Annotated in this window: 15 protein-coding genes and 1 riboswitch; of the genes, 10 read left to right on the forward strand and 5 right to left on the reverse strand. The window is 72.4% G+C overall.

Translation table 11 applies throughout. The features are described 5' to 3' along the window. Positions 1-48: 48 nt before the first annotated feature. From WMR31_RS14875 to WMR31_RS14885, 3 genes are read right to left on the reverse strand one after another with little or no spacing between them, the layout of a single operon-like run. Complete coding sequence (locus WMR31_RS14875; RefSeq protein ID WP_340539638.1) at positions 49-207, reverse strand: hypothetical protein; 159 nt, start codon at positions 205-207, stop codon at positions 49-51. A gap of 44 nt (positions 208-251) precedes the next feature. Then, entirely contained in the window at positions 252-953 is a 702-nt protein-coding gene (locus WMR31_RS14880) for a VOC family protein (protein WP_340539639.1), read from the reverse strand. A gap of 37 nt (positions 954-990) precedes the next feature. Further along, the gene (locus WMR31_RS14885; RefSeq protein ID WP_340539640.1) at positions 991-2,157 is read right to left on the reverse strand and encodes an acyl-CoA dehydrogenase family protein; all 1,167 of its coding nucleotides are present in this window, start codon (positions 2,155-2,157) and stop codon (positions 991-993) included. 70 nt (positions 2,158-2,227) lie between these two features. On the opposite strand from WMR31_RS14885, the gene WMR31_RS14890 reads away from it, so the two are divergent. Next, positions 2,228-2,941 carry a TetR/AcrR family transcriptional regulator gene (locus tag WMR31_RS14890; RefSeq protein ID WP_340539641.1) on the forward strand — a complete coding sequence of 238 codons (714 nt, stop codon included), beginning with the start codon at positions 2,228-2,230 and terminating at the stop codon, positions 2,939-2,941. After that, positions 2,938-3,354, forward strand: a complete 417-nt coding sequence (locus WMR31_RS14895) for a DoxX family protein (RefSeq protein ID WP_340539642.1) — start codon at positions 2,938-2,940, stop codon at positions 3,352-3,354. Before WMR31_RS14890 ends, WMR31_RS14895 begins: the two co-directional genes overlap by 4 nt. A gap of 181 nt (positions 3,355-3,535) precedes the next feature. Here WMR31_RS14895 and WMR31_RS14900 read toward each other — a convergent pair whose 3' ends face one another. Together WMR31_RS14900 and WMR31_RS14905 are read right to left on the reverse strand one after the other, a co-directional pair. Continuing rightward, entirely contained in the window at positions 3,536-4,804 is a 1,269-nt protein-coding gene (locus tag WMR31_RS14900) for a low temperature requirement protein A (protein ID WP_340539643.1), read from the reverse strand. A gap of 91 nt (positions 4,805-4,895) precedes the next feature. Next, a complete protein-coding gene (locus tag WMR31_RS14905; protein ID WP_340539644.1) occupies positions 4,896-5,426 on the reverse strand; it encodes an AAA family ATPase in 531 nt (176 codons plus the stop codon). A gap of 129 nt (positions 5,427-5,555) precedes the next feature. On the opposite strand from WMR31_RS14905, the gene gatC reads away from it, so the two are divergent. The 8 genes from gatC to WMR31_RS14945 all read left to right on the forward strand — a co-directional run bounded on the left by gatC (position 5,556) and on the right by WMR31_RS14945 (position 15,400). Further along, positions 5,556-5,855: an Asp-tRNA(Asn)/Glu-tRNA(Gln) amidotransferase subunit GatC gene (gatC, locus tag WMR31_RS14910; RefSeq protein ID WP_340539645.1), complete on the forward strand. Its 300-nt coding sequence runs from the start codon at positions 5,556-5,558 to the stop codon at positions 5,853-5,855. Between the two features lie 41 nt (positions 5,856-5,896). Next, positions 5,897-7,387, forward strand: a complete 1,491-nt coding sequence (gene gatA, locus WMR31_RS14915; protein ID WP_340539706.1) for an Asp-tRNA(Asn)/Glu-tRNA(Gln) amidotransferase subunit GatA — start codon at positions 5,897-5,899, stop codon at positions 7,385-7,387. Beyond that, positions 7,384-8,904 carry an Asp-tRNA(Asn)/Glu-tRNA(Gln) amidotransferase subunit GatB gene (gene gatB / locus WMR31_RS14920; RefSeq protein ID WP_340539646.1) on the forward strand — a complete coding sequence of 507 codons (1,521 nt, stop codon included), beginning with the start codon at positions 7,384-7,386 and terminating at the stop codon, positions 8,902-8,904. The genes gatA and gatB overlap by 4 nt, the downstream gene beginning before the upstream one ends. Positions 8,905-9,062: 158 nt before the next feature. Beyond that, a riboswitch (cobalamin riboswitch) is annotated at positions 9,063-9,184 on the forward strand. A gap of 82 nt (positions 9,185-9,266) precedes the next feature. Further along, positions 9,267-10,865 carry a prenyltransferase/squalene oxidase repeat-containing protein gene (locus WMR31_RS14925; RefSeq protein WP_340539647.1) on the forward strand — a complete coding sequence of 533 codons (1,599 nt, stop codon included), beginning with the start codon at positions 9,267-9,269 and terminating at the stop codon, positions 10,863-10,865. A gap of 2 nt (positions 10,866-10,867) precedes the next feature. After that, the gene (locus WMR31_RS14930; RefSeq protein WP_340539648.1) at positions 10,868-11,860 is read left to right on the forward strand and encodes a PT domain-containing protein; all 993 of its coding nucleotides are present in this window, start codon (positions 10,868-10,870) and stop codon (positions 11,858-11,860) included. Beyond that, positions 11,857-12,927: an energy-coupling factor transporter transmembrane component T gene (locus WMR31_RS14935; protein ID WP_340539649.1), complete on the forward strand. Its 1,071-nt coding sequence runs from the start codon at positions 11,857-11,859 to the stop codon at positions 12,925-12,927. The genes WMR31_RS14930 and WMR31_RS14935 overlap by 4 nt, the downstream gene beginning before the upstream one ends. Beyond that, a complete protein-coding gene (locus WMR31_RS14940; protein ID WP_340539650.1) occupies positions 12,924-14,540 on the forward strand; it encodes an ABC transporter ATP-binding protein in 1,617 nt (538 codons plus the stop codon). The genes WMR31_RS14935 and WMR31_RS14940 overlap by 4 nt, the downstream gene beginning before the upstream one ends. Beyond that, positions 14,537-15,400 (forward strand): ECF transporter S component, encoded by an 864-nt coding sequence (locus WMR31_RS14945; protein WP_340539651.1) that lies wholly within the window; start codon positions 14,537-14,539, stop codon positions 15,398-15,400. Before WMR31_RS14940 ends, WMR31_RS14945 begins: the two co-directional genes overlap by 4 nt. Positions 15,401-15,670 lie beyond the last annotated feature (270 nt).

The raw sequence follows: 15,670 nt of genomic DNA on the forward strand, positions 1-15,670 counted from the left end.
GCGCGATGCCGATGGCTGTCCGAGCGTGTCGGACCCGGCTCCACCGGACTAGTGCCGGCTCCCGTACTTGAAGCCGTGAGCCGCCCAGCCCAGACCGCCTCCGATGATCGCGCCCGGCGCGAGCCAGAGGAAGTCGAAGATCACGAGGGCGAGCACCGCTCCCACTACTGCTCCGACGCTCGCCCAGACGACAGCTTCCGAGTTCATGCCAGCATCGTGCCAGCGTGACCCGAGTCTTGGCGTCGCCCGATTCAGTCGGTGGACAGGCTGAACTCGTTGCCGTCCGGGTCGGCGAGCACCGCGCTCGCGCCGGTACGGGTGAGCACCGAGGCGCCGAGGGAGACCAGACGGTCGACCTCCTCGTCCAATGACCCACGATCGGTGACCAGCTCGAACCATTCCGGGTTCCTGCGGTCCTTGGCTTGGACCGGCGGGCCTCCCCAGGCGACCTTCGTGCCGCCGTCGGGCGACTGGATGGCGGTCTCCTCGTTCTCGTCCCACACCAATGGCCAGTCCAGAGCGGCGGACCAGAACAGCCCGACCGCGCGGGTGCCGTCGCAGGCGACCTCGCCCAACGGGCCGCAGCCGGCGAGGTAGGAGTTCTCCTCCTCGATCACGCAGAACGCATTGCCCTCGGGGTCGGCCAACACGATGTGGCCCTCGTCGGGCTGCTGGCCCACGTCGAGATGGGTGGCGCCCAGCGCGAGAGCTGCCGCGACGACACTCTCCTGATCGGTGTCGTCGCTGGTGACGTGGAGGTGCAGGCGCCGGCCGCCGGCCGGCTCGTCACCGAGGCGCCGGAACTCGAGCCCGACCTGGGTGCCGCTGCCGAGCACGAACGCCGCCGACCCACGCCAGACGGGGTCGGGGCGGCCCAGCACGGCGGCCCAGAACCGCGCCAGGAGGGCAGGGTCGGCGGCGTCGGAGGTCACCGCACGAAGTCGGGAGGCCATGACGTCGACGGTAGGCCGACGTCATGGCGGGTGCGACCTATTTGTTGCCGGCCAGCAACTGGCGCGCCATCACGATGCGCTGGACCTGGTTGGTGCCCTCATAGATCTGGGTGATCTTGGCATCGCGCATCATCCGCTCGACCGGGAAGTCCTGGGTGTAGCCATAGCCGCCGAGCAGCTGGACGGCGTCGACGGTGATCTCCATGGCGACGTCGGAGGCCAGGCACTTGGCCGCCGCGCCGTAGAAGGGGAGGTCGGGGTCGTCGCGCTCGGACTTCGCGGCGGCGACGTAGACCATCTGGCGGGCGGCCTCGAGCTTCATCGCCATGTCGGCGAGCATGAACTGGATGCCCTGGAAGTCGGCGATCGACTTGCCGAACTGCTGACGCTCCTTGACGTAGCCGACCGCGAAGTCGAGGGCGCCCTGGGCGATCCCGACCGCCTGCGCGCCGATCGTGACGCGGGTGTGGTCGAGGGTGCGCAGCGCGAGCGCGAGGCCGGTGCCGGGCTCGCCGATCATCCGGTCGGCGGGGATGCGGACGTTGTCGAAGAGGAGCTCGCGGGTGGGGGAGCCCTTGATGCCGAGCTTGCGCTCCTTCTCCCCGAAGGTGAAGCCCTCGTCGGACTTCTCCACGATGAAGGCGCTGATGCCCTTGCCGCGTCCGGCGTCGGGGTCGGTGACGGCCAGGACGGTGTAGAACTCCGAGACGCCGGCGTTGGTGATCCACGACTTCTGGCCGTTGAGCACGTAGTCGTCGCCGTCGCGCACCGCGCGAGTCTTCATCGAGGCGGTGTCGGAGCCGGCGTCGCGCTCGGAGAGTCCGTAGGAAAAGCCCTCGCCGGCGGCCAGGCGCGGCAGGTAGCGCTGCTTGAGCTCGTCGGAGCCGCCGAGGATCAGCGGCATCGAGCCGAGCTTGTTGACCGCGGGGATGAGCGAGGACGACGCACAGCCGCGCGCGACCTCCTCGATGATGATGCAGGTCGCCAGGGCGTCGGCCCCGACGCCGTCGTACTCCTCGGGCACATGCGCGGCGTGGAAGTCGGAGGCGACCAGTGCGTCATGAGCGGCCTGCGGGTAGCTCGCGTTCTCGTCCACCTCGGCCGCGTGCGGGGCGATCTTGGCCTCCACCAGCTCGCGGACGGCGGCCCGCAGCTCCTCGTGGTCGTCGCTGGTGCGGAAGAGGTCGAACTGAGAGCCGGTCATGTCACGTCCTGTGAAACTCGGTATCGTTTGGGTGATACTGAGTGTCACACATCGAGCGGAAGGTCTCAACATGGGCTCCGACACGCGCCAGCGGATGGCCGATGCCGCCTTCGCGCTGTTCGAGGAACACGGCTACGACGCGACGACGGTCGACCAGATCGTCGAGCGGGCCGGGGTGAGCCGCTCGACGTTCTTTCGTGCGTTCGGCTCGAAGGAGGAGGTGATCTTCCCCCGCCACGACGACCTCCAGGCCAAGATCACCGCGCGGCTGGAGAGCGGCAACGCCCAGACCTTCCGTCTCGCGATCGCCGAGGCGGCCGGGCTGGTGCTCGCCCAGTACCTCGACGAGGGACAGGTGGCGCTGACCCGCTATCGCCTCACCCGCTCGGTGCCCGCGCTGCGCGATCGCGAGATCGCCAGCACGCTGGGCTACCAGCGCCTTTTCCGTGAGCACGCCCGCGGGTGGCTCGCCGAGCTCGGTGGCCCCGACGTCGACCTGCACGCCGAACTGCTCGCCGCCTCGGTCGTCACCGCGCACAACGTCGTCCTGCGGCGCTGGCTGCGCGGCGAGACCGCAGCGCCCTGGCGAGAGTTCGACGACGCGATGGTGGCGGTGTTCCGCGGATTCGACCCCGCTCCGACGGGCGGGGGCTCGACCGTCGTCGTCGTCGGCTCGGACCTGCCGCCCGATGAGGTCGCCGCGCGCGTGCGCGTCGCCCTTGCCGGTTCCGACCCGACGCTCGCCCCGGCGGACCGGCTCGATGGGCCTACGCTGGGGCGATGAGGAGCCTTCCCGCCACCGTTCTCCGACTCGTCCTCGGCTCGTTCATGGTCACCGCGGGCGTCCTGCACCTGACCACCCAGCGCCAGGAGTTCACCGCGCAGGTGCCGGAGTGGTTCCCGGTCGACGACGACCTCACCGTCGTCGGCTCCGGAGTCGCCGAGATCGCGCTCGGCGCGGGCCTGGTGGCCCTTCCCGCCAAGCGGCGACTCTTCGGTGGCCTGCTCGCGGTGTTCTTCGTCGTCATCTTCCCCGGCAACATCGCGCAGTACGTCGAGGGCACCGACGCCTTCGGCCTCGACACCGATCGCAAGCGCCTGGCGCGCCTCTTCTTCCAGCCGGTGCTGGTGCTCGCGGCGCTCGCGGCCGGAGGCTGGCTGCGGCGGTCGGGCTCGCGTGGAGGCAGCGCGAGCTAGCTAGCTAGGGCATGTCTCCCTATTCATGGCGGCATTCACGGCGGCGCCGGACGCCGCCCAGGCCGCACGCTGACGGACACCGCAGCTGCTTTGAATACGCCCGGTATGCCGACGCACCTACGGCACCGTCTTCGCACGACCTAGACGACGCCGGCATCCACCAGCAATAGGGCGACACGCCCTAGCCCTGCAAGGAGGCCAGGTCGGCGGCAACGTGCCGGTGGCCGATGGTCTCGTACCCGACGACGAGGACCACCGGCGCCAGCATGACGACGATCAGGCTCCACCCCATCGACACCCCGGCGGCCGCCAGCGCCACGCCGGCCGCGAGCACCGCGATGCTCAGGCCGAGCAACAGCAGGTGGAAGGCATCGGCGGTCCGCAGGAGCAGCGAGTAGAGCACGATCAGCATCACCACGAACAGCAGCACCGGGCCGGCGACGGTGAGTACGGCCTCGGTGTTGCTCAGGTGCTCGGCCTTGCCCTCGATGACGTAGCCCGCGACGTGCAGTCCCGCACCGGTGCCGGCGATGCCGATGTACAGCAGGATGTGGCCGTATCCCCACCCGAAGCCGCGCGCGGGATTGGCGTGCAACGCCGATGCCCAGTCGATGCCGAAGTAGGTCCACCACATCCCGAACGTGAGGCCCACTCCGGCGATGACGACCAGGACCGCCTCCAGGGTCCAGCCGCCGGCCTCCTGCACCGCTCCCGACAGCGCCGCGACGGTGCCCACGACGCCCTCGCCGAGAGCGATGATGGCCAGCAGGGAGTACCGCTCGGCGATGTGGTGCGGATGCCACGGCGTCGCCATCACCACGCCCTCGCGCCGTCGGCTCCGCTCGCCGAAGATCGGCCCGGAGAGCTCGATCAACAGGGTGGGAATCGCGACGATCACGAAGACGGTCAGCGTCGTGTGCGCCAGGGCCAGCGCCACCCAGACGACTTGGGAGATCAGCAGCGATCCGATGTACCACAGCGCGACGCGGCCGCCGTGCGGCGCCTGCAGATAGACGCGTCCCCACTGGATGAGCATCGCCACGCGCATCACGACGTAGCCGAGCACCATCGTGGTGTTGTCGACGTGACCGTGGTGCAGTGAGGCGAAGAACGTCGGCAGCCCCAGCGCCAAGATGATGACGCCGACCATCTGGAGCATGGTGACGAGCCGGTAGAGCCAGTCGTCGGTGTCGAACGCGGAGGCGAACCAGGAGAAGTTGATCCACGCCCAGACCGCCGAGAAGATCGCGAAGACGAAGCCGAAGAGGCCGACGGCCAGGTGCCCGGTGGCCGCCAGATGCGCGAACTCGTTGCCGGCCACCCCGAAGGCCACGACGAACGTCAGGTCGAAGAGCAGCTCGAGGCTGGTGGCGACGCGACCGCGTTCGTGTGGATCGCGTCCGGTCATCCTGACCAGGCGGTGCGACAGATCCGTTGCGGGGTTGGACATGCAGCTCCGATCGAGCCGAGACGGGCAAGCGGGACAGCCTAACCCCGCAGCTGCCGCAGCAGGGTCGCGATCGGCGCCCATCGGTGGGGAGTCACGGGTCCCACGCCAGGACGGCGTCGCGCAGGCCTTCGCGCGGCGTTGCGCTGTCCAAGCGCAGGACCGGCTGGGTCAGGCTGGCCAGCCATTCCTCGTGAGCGACCCGGCTGCGCCCCTGGAACCCGGGGTCGTCGTAGCCGCGCGCCCAGGTGAGGAACGCCGCCCAGGCCGGCTCGTCGAAGCTCCCGCCGGCGCGTCGCGACACCTCCCGGGCCTCGAGTCGACGCAGCCGTTCGTCGGGGTCGAGGGTCAAGAACACCACCGCGTCGCACTCGGCCACGACCTCCTCGCCCCAGCCGAGCACCGAGCCCGAGAGCACCCATGCCTCGCGAGGCACGAACATCTCGCGCATCAGCGCCACCCTCCGCTCGGGGGCTCGCTTCTCCAGGTATGGCGGGTCGGTCGGCATCCAGAAGTAGTCGTCGGCGTCGGCGTGCGGGACCGCCCAGTGGTCGGCGAGCGCCCGCGCCAGCGTGGTGGTGCCCGACCCGCTCGCCCCGATGATGTGCACGCGACTCCGCTCCATGGGCCCATCCTCGCTGGCGGGCGCAGGTCGGGGGCCGGGGGATCGGAGCCCGCCCAGATGCCGGGAGACCGGCGAGCCTCCCGCTGCCCGCGAGGCGGGCCGGAGAGCAGCGGTCCTAGGATCGACGCCATGCCTGAGATCACTCGTGACGAGGTCGCCCACCTGGCGATGCTCGCCCGGATCGACCTGGACGACGCCGAGCTCGACCACCTCGCGCCCCAGCTGTCGGTCATCCTGGAGTCGGTGGCCTCGATCGCCGGGGTCGCCGGCGACGACGTGCCCGCCACCTCGCACCCGCTGCCGATGACCAACGTCTTCCGCGACGACGTCGTGGTGCCGGGCCTTACCGCCGAGCAGGCGCTGTCGGGCGCGCCCGCCTCCGAGCAGGACCGCTTCGCCGTCCCGCGGATCCTGGGGGACGAGCAGTGAGCGCCCCGAGCACCGGAGGGATCCGCCGGACCGCCGCCGAGATGGCCGCCGCCCTCGCCGACGGCAGCACCACCTCGGTCGAGCTGACCCAGGCCCACCTCGACCGGATCGCCGAGGTCGACGGCGCGGTCCACGCCTTCTTGCACGTCGACCCCGAGGGTGCGCTCGCCGCCGCCGCGCGCTCCGACGAGCGCCGGGCCGAGGGCGCCACCGCGTCCGCGCTGGACGGGGTGCCGATCGCGGTCAAGGACGTGCTGGCCACCGAGGGTCTGCCGACCACCTGCGGATCGCGGATCCTCGAGGGCTGGATCCCGCCGTACGACGCCACCGTGGTCGCCAGGATCAAGGCCGCGGGCCTGCCGATCCTGGGCAAGACCAACATGGACGAGTTCGCGATGGGCTCCTCTACCGAGCACTCCGCCTACGGGCCGACCCACAACCCGTGGGACCTCGACCGGATCCCCGGCGGCTCCGGCGGTGGTTCGGCCGCGGCCGTCGCCGCCTTCGAGGCCCCGCTCGCGCTCGGCACCGACACCGGCGGCTCGATCCGCCAGCCGGGCGCCGTCACCGGCACGGTCGGCGTCAAGCCCACCTACGGCGCGGTCTCGCGCTACGGCCTGGTGGCGCTGGCCAACTCCCTCGACCAGGTCGGCCCCGTCACCCGCACCGTGCTGGACGCCGCGCTGCTCCAAGAGCTCGTCGGCGGCCACGACCCGCGGGACTCCACGTCGGTCGACCAGCCGGTCGGCGGGCTCGTCGAGGCCGCCCGCCGCGGCGCCGACGGCGACATGAGCGGCGTCCGCGTCGGGGTCATCACCGAGCTGGCCGGCGACGGCTGGCAGCCCGGCGTCATGGCCCGCTTCCGCGAGTCGCTCGACCTGCTCGTCGACGCCGGCGCCGAGGTCGTCGAGGTCTCGTGCCCGCACTTCGTGCACGCGCTGGCCGCCTACTACCTGATCCTCCCGGCCGAGGCGTCCTCCAACCTGGCCAAGTTCGACGCCATGCGCTACGGCCTGCGGGTGCTCCCCGAGGGCATCGACAGCCCGTCGGCGGAGGAGGTCATGCGCGCGACCCGCGACGCCGGATTCGGCGACGAGGTCAAGCGCCGCATCATCCTGGGCACCTACGCGCTCTCCAGCGGCTACTACGACGCCTACTACGGGCAGGCCGGCAAGGTGCGCACGCTGATCGCGCGCGACTTCGACGCCGCCTTCGAGGACGTCGACGTGCTGGCCTCCCCGACGGCGCCGACCACCGCGTTCCGGCTGGGGGAGAAGCTCGACGACCCGCTGGCGATGTACCTCAACGACCTCGCGACGATCCCGGCCAACCTCGCCGGCGTCCCCGGCATCTCGGTGCCCAGCGGCCTCGCCGACGAGGACCAGCTGCCCGCGGGCTTCCAGATCCTCGCCCCCGCGCTCGCCGACGAGCGGTGCTACCGGGTCGGCGCCGCGCTGGAGACGTTGCTGGAGAAGAAGTGGGGTGGGCCGATCCTCGACCGCGCCCCCGGCCTGGAAGGAGCGGCGCGATGAGCACCGACACCGACGTCACGCTGGTGCCCTTCGACGACGTCCTCGCCGCCTACGACCCGGCCCTGGGGCTCGAGGTGCACGTCGAGCTGAACACGAACACCAAGATGTTCTGCGGCTGCCCGGCCGTCTTCGGCGGCGACCCGAACACCCAGGTCTGCCCGACCTGCCTCGGCCTGCCCGGCGCGATGCCGGTGGTCAACGGCAAGGCCGTGGAGTCGGCGATCCGGATCGGCCTCGCGCTCAACTGCGAGATCGCGGAGTGGTGCCGCTTCGCCCGGAAGAACTACTTCTACCCGGACATGCCGAAGAACTTCCAGACCTCCCAGTACGACGAGCCGATCGCCTTCGACGGCTGGATGGACGTGAGCATCCCCGGCGACGACGGCGAGGTCGAGACCTTCCGCGTCGAGATCGAGCGCGCCCACATGGAGGAGGACACCGGCAAGTCGCTGCACGTCGGCGGCGCCACCGGCCGCATCCACGGCGCCGACTACTCCCTGGTCGACTACAACCGGGCCGGCATCCCCCTCATCGAGATCGTCACCAAGCCGATCGTCGGGGCGGGGGAGAAGGCCCCGCTGGTCGCCCGCGAGTACGTCAAGCAGCTGCGCGACCTGATCGTGGCGCTCGGCGTCTCCGAGGCCCGGATGGACCAGGGCAACCTGCGCGCCGACGTCAACCTCTCGCTCGCGCCCCGGGGCAGCGACGTGCTCGGCACCCGCACCGAGACCAAGAACGTCAACTCCTTCCGCTCGGTGGAGCGGGCGGTGCGCTACGAGATGGGCCGCCACGCCGCGGTGCTGAACGCCGGGGACTCGATCCTGCAGGAGACCCGTCACTGGCACGAGGACACCGGCATCACCACCAGCGGCCGGGAGAAGTCCGACGCCGAGGACTACCGCTACTTCCCCGAGCCCGACCTGGTGCCGGTGGCGCCGTCGCGCGAGTGGGTCGAGGAGCTGCGCGCCACCCTGCCGGAGAACCCGACCCAGAAGCGCGCCCGGCTCCAAGCAGAGTGGGGCTACACCGACCTGGAGATGCGCGACGTCGTCGCGGCCGGCGCGGTCGAGCCGATCGAGGCCACCGTCGCGGCCGGGACCACCCCGCAGGCCGCCCGCAAGTGGTGGCTGGCCGAGCTCGCCCGCCGCGCCAACGACGCCGGCGTCGAGCTCACCGAGGTCGGCGTCACGCCCCAGCAGGTCGCCGACGTCCAGGCGCTGGTCGAGGCCGGCACCATCAACGACAAGCTCGCCCGGCAGGTCTTCGACGGCCTGATCGCCGGCGAGGGCACCGCCGCCGAGATCGTGGAGGCCCGCGGGCTCGCGGTCGTCTCCGACGACGGCGCCCTCGGCGCCGCCGTCGACGCCGCCATCGAGGCCAACCCCGACGTCGCGGCCAAGATCCGCGACGGCAAGCACGCCGCCGCCGGAGCCCTGATCGGCGCGGTCATGAAGGAGATGCGCGGTCAGGCCGACGCCGCCCGGGTGCGCGAGCTGATCCTGGAGAAGCTCGCCTGACGTCGTCCGACGCGCTGACGACGCGACTTGTTACTGACCGTTCTTACCTCTGACCTGCGCTTGCAAGAGCAGGTCAGAGGTCACAACGGTCGGTAACAAGCCCGGCCCGCGAACGGCGAGTGGGCGCACCCGCGCGACGGGAGTAGGGTGCGGGCGTCCTACCAATCACCGTCCGTGGCGGGGGAAGCCGGTCGAAGTCCGGCGCTGACCCGCAACCGTAGGCAGGACCCGAGCGATCGGGCCTGCGAGCCGGAGCACCTGTCACGGGTCGCCTCACCGAATCGCTGTCGTGGAACACAGTGGGTGCACCCAGGAAGTCAGGCCTGGGGCCCGCTGGGCTTGCAGCGGGAAGGAAACCGCACATGTTGAACGGCTCGCTGCGACGCGGCGCCGCCCTGGTCACCACCGGGCTGGCCGGCGCCGCGCTCACCCTCGGCGGCCTCGTGGCCGTCGCCCCCTCCGCCTCGGCGGCCCCCGCCGACCCGGCCCCCGCGCAGCGCGGCGCCGCCTGGCTGGCCGGCGAGCCGGCCGGGGGACTCGTGTCCAGCCAGTACGGCGGCCCGGACGGCGGCCTGACGATCGACGTCGCCCTCGCGCTCGCCGCTGTCGGCGGGAACGGCCCCGCCGTCCAGTCGATCGCCGACGGCATGGCCGGCCTGGTCGACGCCGGCGGCTACGTCTCCGGCGAGGAGTACGGCGACGCCGGCAGCACGTACGCGGGAGCGGTCGCGAAGACCGTCGTCCTCGCCCAGGCCGCTCGCCGCGACATCAGCACCTACGGCGGCGAGGACTTCCTCGTCCGGCTGGAGCAGGTGACCAACGACGAGGGCCGGATCACCGACGTCTCCACCTACGGCGACTACGCCAACACCCTGGGCCAGTCCTTCGCCGCCCGCGCGCTCTACGACGGCGGCAGCGAGGAGCACACGATCGCGCGCGACTTCCTGCTCGCCCAGCAGTGCGAGGAGGGCTTCTTCCGTACCGACCTGGGCGCGACGATCGCGGCGGACTGCGACGCCGATCCGGCCGCCGCCCCGAGCACCGACACCACCGCGCTCGCCGTCCTCAACCTGCTCAGCCAGCGCACCAACGACACGGTGGCGCCGGCGCTCGAGCAGGCCTCGCGGTGGCTGCTTGCCGCCCAGCGGCCCGACGGCTCCTTCGGCAGCGACGCCGACATCCCGACCGGGAACGCCAACAGCACCGGTCTGGCCGGGTGGGCGCTCGGCGAGCTCGGCCACGCCGACGCCGCGGCCAAGGCGGCCGTGTGGCTGCGGGCCCGCCAGGTGGTGAACCCGGTCGGGCAGCGGGTCTACCTCCCCGACCTCGGTGGCGCCGTCGCCTACGACGCGGCCGACCTCACCCTCGCCCAGAGCGGCCCGATCGAGCCGGTCGACCGCGACCGGTACCGCCGCGCGAGCGTCCAGGCGGCCCCTGCGCTCCGCTACGCCCCCGACGGCGTCTCTCGGGTCGCCCAGGCGCCGACCCGGTTCCTGCGCGCCGGCAGCACCCAGCAGGTCACCGGCTCCGCCGCGCCCGGCGACGTCGTCGGCGTCCGGACGGCGAAGCCGACGGTCACCCACGCCGGCGCCACCGGCTCGTTCCGGGTGCGGATCACCCTGCCGTCGAAGACGGGCATGGTGCGCTACCAGGTCGCCGACAGCGACGGCGTCCTCGGGACCGTCACCTACCGCGTGCTCGGCAAGGCCACGGTCAAGGTCGTCGCACCCACGTCGGTCAAGCGCGGCACGCGCGTCGTGCTGAAGGCGCGCGGCCTCGTCAACGGCGAGCAGGCCACGTTCGTCGTGGGGGGCAAGAAGGTCGGGAAGGCCGTGGTCCGCAAGGGCGTCGCCAAGCTGCGGGTCAAGGTGAAGGCCAAGCCCGGCCGGGTGAAGGTCCGGGTCAACGGCGCCTTCGCGAACCTGCGGCACGGCGCCGCCACCGTCCGGGTCACCCGCTGATCATGACCTCGACTCAGCGCACGCCGGCTCGGCGCGTGCGGCTTCGCCGACTGCTGCTCGCCCCGGTCGCCGCCCTGCTGGTGGCGGCCGGGGCGAGCGCGCCGGCGGTCCTCGCTCCGGCTCCCGCGCAGGCGGCGGCCTGCACCGGCACGACGGGGGTCACCGTCGTCGTCGACTTCAACTCCCTCGGCGGCGGGGTGCAGGGCGCCTGCGTGAAGAGCGGCGGCAAGGCCGCCGGCCTGTTCAGCGACGCCGGCTTCACGCTCCGGTTCGCCTCGCGTCAGCCGGGATTCGTCTGCCGGGTATCCGACAAACCGGCCTCCGACGAGTGTGTCAACACCGCTCCGGCCAGCGCCTACTGGTCGCTGTGGTGGTCCGACGGCAAGAGCGGGAAGTGGACCTACTCCACGCGGGGGGTCGACGGCCTCAGCGTCCCCGACGGCGGCTACGTGGGCCTGTCGTTCGACGACCAGCCGGGCAGCGACGCGCCGTCGTTCACCCCGGTGGTGCGCCAGAGCCCGCCGAGCAGCACCCCCACCCAGCAGCCGACGCACCAGCCGACCCAGCAGCCGACCCAGCAGCCGACCCAGCAGCCGACCCAGCAGCCCACCGGGCAGCCGTCGCAGCAGCCCACCGGCCAGCCGTCGACGACGCCGTCGCAGCAGCCGCCGGACGCCACCACCGGCGCTGCGACCGACAGCCCGTCGACGAGTCCCACGACGGGCGCGCCGCGACCGGGCCGGACGCCGTCGCGCTCGGCCTCGCCCACCGATCCGGCGAGCACGACGCCGGGGGAGACGCCGGCCACCGACGCGAGCACCGACTCCGCCGTCGAGCAACTGGCCGAGCCCGCGGAGGTCGAGGAGTCGAGCGAGGCCGCGAACAGCGACGACGGGGGACTGCCCGGGTGGCTGGCGCCCGTGGTGATCGTCCTGCTGTTCCTGGGAGCCGGCGCCGCCGTGCTGATCCGCAGACGGGGATCACCACAGCCGTGAGGGGCCTGCCGCGCGACCTGCACCCGGTGGCCTGGTGGCTCTGGGCGATCGGGCTCGCGACGGCGGCATCACTGACCACCAACCCGCTGGTCCTGCTCATCATCGTGGGCGTGGTCGCCTTCGTGGTGAGCTTCCGTCGCGCCGACCACCCGTGGGCCCGGTCGTTCCGGTTCTACGTGTGGCTCGGCGTGATCGCGGTCGTCCTGCGGGTCCTGTGGCGGGTGATCCTCGGCGGCGGCTACCCCGGCGAGGTCGTGCTCGACCTGCCCGAGATCCCCCTGCCGGACTTCGTCAACGGCGTCCGGCTCCTCGGTCCGGTGACCCGCGAGGCGCTGCTCGCCGGGCTGTACGACGGACTCCGCCTGGCGACCCTGGTGATCTGCGTGGGGGCCGCGAACTCGCTGGCCAATCCCAAGCGGCTGCTGCGCAGCCTGCCGCCGGCGCTCTACGAGATCGGCACGGCGCTGGTGGTGGCCGTCACCGTGCTGCCGCAGTTCACCCAGAGCATCGCCCGCGTGCGGGCCGCGCAGGCGCTGCGCGCCGGCGACACCGGTCGGGTCAAGCGGCTGCGGCGCTTCCTGGTGCCCGTGCTGGAGGACACCTTCGACCGCTCGCTCGCGCTTGCCGCCGGGATGGACACCCGCGGCTACGGCCGCTCCGGCGAGGCCTCGGTCGCCGCCCGCCGGCTGACCGGCGGGCTCCTGCTCGGCGGGCTGTGCGGCGTCGGCGTGGGCGTCTACGCGATGCTCGACCAGACGGCGCCGCGGCTCCTCGCCGCGCCGATGCTGGCGACCGGCGTGCTCGTCGCCGCGGCCGGCCTGGTCGCCGCCGGACGCCGAGTGCAGCGCACGCGCTACCGGCCCGACCGGTGGCGCGCACCCGAGATCGCGGTCGTGGTCGTCGGGCTCACCGTCGCCGGCCTGGGCTGGTGGGTCAGTCACCACCAGGTGCTGATCGCCTATCCGCTCCTCACCGCGGCCCCCGAGGTCAGCGTCGCGGCGTTGGCCGCGGCCCTGCTCGGCCTGGCCGCCGTCCTGGTGACCCCACCGCCGGCGGTGCTGCGATGAACGCCGCTGCTCACCCGGCCGCCGACCTGCTCGCCCTGCGCGGGATCAGCTTCGGATACGGCGAGCCGTCGCCGCCGGTCCTCGCCGACGTCGACCTCGGCATCGAGGAGGGCGAGCTGGTGCTGGTCTCCGGGCCCACCGGCGTCGGGAAGTCCACGCTGCTCGGCGTCGTCACCGGACTGGTGCCGCGGTTCAGTGGCGGCATCCTGTCCGGCGACGTGCTCCTGGACGGCGAGAGCATCGTCCACACCGCGCCGCGCGATCGCGCGCACGCGATCGGCTACGTGGGCCAGGACCCGGTGGCGGGCTTCGTCACCGACACCGCCGAGGAGGAGCTCGCCTACGGGATGGAGCAGCTCGGTCTGCCGCCGGAGACGATGCGCCGCCGCGTCGAGGAGACCCTCGACCTGCTCGGCATCGCCGACCTGCGCCGTCGTGACCTGCGCACGCTGTCCGGGGGGGAGCAGCAGCGGGTGGCGATCGGCTCGGTGCTCACGATGCACCCGCGTCTGCTCGTCCTCGACGAGCCGACCTCCGCGCTCGACCCGACGGCCGCCGAGGACGTGCTGGCCACCCTCACCCGGCTGGTGCACGACCTCGGGGTGTCGGTGCTGCTCGCAGAGCACCGGCTCGAGCGGGTGGTGCCCTTCGCGGACCGGATGGTGCTGCTCACCGGCGGGGGACAGGTGGCGGTGGGGGAGCCCGCCGAGCTGTTGGAGACCTCGCCGGTGGTGCCACCGCTGGTCGAGCTCGGCCGGGCGGCCGGCTGGCGCCCGCTGCCGCTGAGCGTGCGGGAGGCGCGTCGCGCAGCCCGTCGTCTCTCACTCGTCCCGCCCGACGACGTCGTCTCCTCCAACGGCGCGCGTCCGGCGCCCCTGCTCGAGGCGAGCGGGGTCGGCGTGAGTGTCGGCGGCTCGGTGGTGCTGCGCGAGGTCGACCTCACCCTGGGCGCGGGCCGGGTCACGGCGTTGATGGGACGCAACGGCGCCGGGAAGTCGACCCTGCTCTGGACCCTCCAGGGCACCCGGCGACGTCAGTCGGGTCGACTCCGGGTCGGCGCCGGTGGCACGGACTCGCCGGCCGACCCGGCGGATCTGGACGCGTCCGGACGCCGCGGCCTGGTCGGCTTGCTGCCGCAGACCGCCTCGGACCTGCTCTACCTCGAGACCGTCGCCGAGGAGTGCGCGGCCGGCGGGCCCGGCGCGCGGGAGATCCTCGACCGGCTCGCTCCCGGGATCCCCGACGACCAGCACCCCCGCGATCTCTCCGAGGGACAGCGCCTCGCGCTCGCGCTCGCGCTGGTACTCGCGCCGGAGCCCCGTGTCGTCCTGCTCGACGAGCCGACCCGCGGCCTCGACTACGCCGCCAAGGCCGAGCTCGCGGCGATCCTGCGCGACCTCGCCGCCCGGGGCCATGCGGTGCTGGTGGCCACCCACGACGTGGAGTTCGTCGCCACCGCGGCCGACGACGTCGTCGTGCTCGCCGACGGCGAGATCGTCTCGGCCGGGCCGACCCGCCGGGTGGTGGCCGAGTCGCCGGCGTTCGCGCCGCAGGTGACCAAGGTGCTCGGTGCGCCGTGGCTGCGCGTCGACGAGGTGGTGGGGCAGCTGTGAGCTCCCACGACGTCGCCGCCGTCCCGCTGGCGTGGCGGAGCCGGCTGATCCTGCTGGTGGCCTCACTGGTGGGACTGATGATGCTGTGCTGGCCGCTGCTGGTGCACGTGCCGGCCGAGGCGGCCGGCGGCGCCGACCGGGTCGACCCGCCGTTCCTGTTCCTGGTGCTGCTGCCGGTGGTGATCGCGGTCGTCATCGCCGAGATGAGCGAGGGCGGGATGGACTCGCGCGTGCTCGCCGTCCTCGGCGTGCTGGCCGCGATCAACGCGCTCATGCGGCTGCTCTCGGCGGGCACCGCGGGCATCGAGCTGGTGTTCTTCCTGCTCATCCTCGCCGGCCGGGTCTTCGGCCCGGGCTTCGGCTTCGCGCTCGGGGTCACCTCGCTGTTCGCCTCGGCACTGATGACCGCCGGGGTCGGACCGTGGCTGCCCTTCCAGATGCTCTGTGCGGCGTGGGTCGGGATGGGCGCCGGACTGCTCCCGCGCCGAATCGGTCGGCGCCGGATCACCGGCCGTGCGGAGATCGCGATGCTGGCGGCCTACGGCGTGGTCGCGGCCTATCTCTTCGGCGCCTTGATGAACCTCTCCAGCTGGCCGTTCCTGCTCGGGATCACCGTGCCCGGGCACGAGGGCAACCTGTCCTTCGACCCGCAGGCCGGGCTCGCCGACAACCTGCGCGCCTTCGGTGTCTACACGCTCCTGACCTCGACCGGCAGCTTCGACACCGGGCGGGCCATCACGACCGCGGTTGCGGTCGTCGTGCTCGGCCCGGCCGTCCTGACGACCCTTCGCCGGGTGGCTCGACGCGCGACCGTGGTGGGCTCCACCCTCGGATCGGACCCCGCGCACCCAGTGGTCTAGCCCGGCGTCGCCGGGTGCCTTGCCCGAGCTCGGGTGGAGAGGCGGACGCGAGGGTGTCCACAGCCACATTCGCCAAGGGGCACCACCCCGTCGAGGTCCGATAAGGTCTAGACACCACCGCCGCCGGGTGCAGGCAGATGCGGGCATTCGTCGCGGGTTGGGGTTGAATAGCGACTGATTCGGCGTCGACTGGCCGAGTCTCCTGGTTTGCCCAGGGAGTTGGGGGGAAGTCGAAGATCCTGGGGGGATCACCTGATGGTTTATTTGTTC

Source organism: Nocardioides epinepheli (genome assembly GCF_037936805.1).
Taxonomy (GTDB): Bacteria; Actinomycetota; Actinomycetes; order Propionibacteriales; family Nocardioidaceae; genus Nocardioides.

Coding starts and splice junctions, on each gene's coding strand:
- WMR31_RS14875 (WP_340539638.1), bottom strand. CDS start 207: ATGAACTCGGAAGCTGTCGTCTGGGCGAGCGTCGGAGCAGTAGTGGGA.
- WMR31_RS14880 (WP_340539639.1), bottom strand. CDS start 953: ATGGCCTCCCGACTTCGTGCGGTGACCTCCGACGCCGCCGACCCTGCC.
- WMR31_RS14885 (WP_340539640.1), bottom strand. CDS start 2,157: ATGACCGGCTCTCAGTTCGACCTCTTCCGCACCAGCGACGACCACGAG.
- WMR31_RS14890 (WP_340539641.1), top strand. CDS start 2,228: ATGGGCTCCGACACGCGCCAGCGGATGGCCGATGCCGCCTTCGCGCTG.
- WMR31_RS14895 (WP_340539642.1), top strand. CDS start 2,938: ATGAGGAGCCTTCCCGCCACCGTTCTCCGACTCGTCCTCGGCTCGTTC.
- WMR31_RS14900 (WP_340539643.1), bottom strand. CDS start 4,804: ATGTCCAACCCCGCAACGGATCTGTCGCACCGCCTGGTCAGGATGACC.
- WMR31_RS14905 (WP_340539644.1), bottom strand. CDS start 5,426: ATGGAGCGGAGTCGCGTGCACATCATCGGGGCGAGCGGGTCGGGCACC.
- gatC (WP_340539645.1), top strand. CDS start 5,556: ATGCCTGAGATCACTCGTGACGAGGTCGCCCACCTGGCGATGCTCGCC.
- gatA (WP_340539706.1), top strand. CDS start 5,897: ATGGCCGCCGCCCTCGCCGACGGCAGCACCACCTCGGTCGAGCTGACC.
- gatB (WP_340539646.1), top strand. CDS start 7,384: ATGAGCACCGACACCGACGTCACGCTGGTGCCCTTCGACGACGTCCTC.
- WMR31_RS14925 (WP_340539647.1), top strand. CDS start 9,267: ATGTTGAACGGCTCGCTGCGACGCGGCGCCGCCCTGGTCACCACCGGG.
- WMR31_RS14930 (WP_340539648.1), top strand. CDS start 10,868: ATGACCTCGACTCAGCGCACGCCGGCTCGGCGCGTGCGGCTTCGCCGA.
- WMR31_RS14940 (WP_340539650.1), top strand. CDS start 12,924: ATGAACGCCGCTGCTCACCCGGCCGCCGACCTGCTCGCCCTGCGCGGG.